Here is a 1,118-nt window from a genome sequence, read left to right as displayed (position 1 = left end):
TTTTGCTGCAGCTGTCACTGACTCATGCGGAGTACATACTTTTACATCTTTTGACATTAAATCTTGTACTTTTGTCATTTTTCCTTTCCTCCCTTTTCGGTTAAAATCATTTGTCTAATGTATTTTCTCCATTCGGAATTAAAATATTATTTACCTAAATTTTAGGGAGGTATTTGAACTAAGGGACATTGTTAACTTAACCTACTTCGTTAGTACGATAAAAAATAGACACCAAAATGACACTTGAACTTCAAGTTTTGCACCCATTACTTTAAGTACAACACTTGACAATCTTTCTTGTGGAAACAAATCAGATTCTTTTTTTATTTTATAATAAGATTATGAAAATAATAGATAAATTAGGGATGGCTAAGTTAAAAAAGTACAAAAAAAAAACGCTTATATAAGCGCTTTTATACCTTTTAATTTTTTTACGCGCCTTAGAGGATTCGAACCTCTGACCGTACGCTTAGAAGGCGTATGCTCTATCCAGCTGAGCTAAAGGCGCATTATATGAATGGTGGAAATAGGAATTTGAACCCTCGCGCCGGTTACCCGACCTACACTCTTAGCAGGGGCGCCTCTTTTAGCCTCTTGAGTACTTCTCAATAAAAAAAAATGGCTCCGCAGGTAGGACTCGAACCTACGACCAATCGGTTAACAGCCGATTGCTCTACCACTGAGCTACTGCGGAACAAAAATATGGTGGGCCTAAATGGACTCGANNAACTACACCCGCAATATAAAATTTTGGAGGCAACACCCGGATTTGAACCGGGGATAAAGGTTTTGCAGACCTCTGCCTTACCACTTGGCTATGCTGCCTTAAGAATGGCTGGGCTAGCTGGATTTGAACCAACGCATGTCGCAGTCAAAGTGCGATGCCTTACCGCTTGGCTATAGCCCAATAGGTTTTTTAAAAAAATAAAATGGGGCGGCTGATGGGAATCGAACCCACGAATGTCGGAACCACAATCCGATGCGTTAACCACTTCGCCACAACCGCCATATTCTTTTCTCTGGCAGGGGTAGTAGGAATTGAACCCACACCAAAGGTTTTGGAGACCTTCGTTCTACCTTTAAACTATACCCCTAAAATGGTGGAGGGGGACGGATTC

Annotated in this window: 7 tRNA genes; all 7 read right to left on the bottom strand. The window is 40.7% G+C overall.

Features of this window, described 5'->3' with window-relative positions:
* Window positions 1-434 precede the first annotated feature (434 nt).
* Window positions 435-508, bottom strand: a tRNA-Arg gene (locus COD92_RS30565).
* Window positions 509-518: 10 nt separating this feature from the next.
* Window positions 519-605: transfer RNA gene (locus tag COD92_RS32415), tRNA-Ser, on the bottom strand.
* A 14-nt stretch (window positions 606-619) separates the two neighbouring features.
* Window positions 620-694 (bottom strand) — tRNA-Asn (locus COD92_RS30560).
* Window positions 695-751: 57 nt separating this feature from the next.
* A tRNA-Cys gene (locus COD92_RS30555) sits at window positions 752-825 on the bottom strand.
* Between the two features lie 7 nt (window positions 826-832).
* Window positions 833-907 (bottom strand) — tRNA-Gln (locus COD92_RS30550).
* Window positions 908-930: 23 nt separating this feature from the next.
* A tRNA-His gene (locus COD92_RS30545) sits at window positions 931-1,006 on the bottom strand.
* A gap of 14 nt (window positions 1,007-1,020) precedes the next feature.
* Window positions 1,021-1,094: transfer RNA gene (locus COD92_RS30540), tRNA-Trp, on the bottom strand.
* Window positions 1,095-1,118: the final 24 nt, after the last annotated feature.

It is taken from the genome of Bacillus sp. AFS037270, from assembly GCF_002585305.1.
Note: the sequence above shows the minus strand (reverse complement) of the source record. Positions and strands in the feature narration are given on the sequence as shown.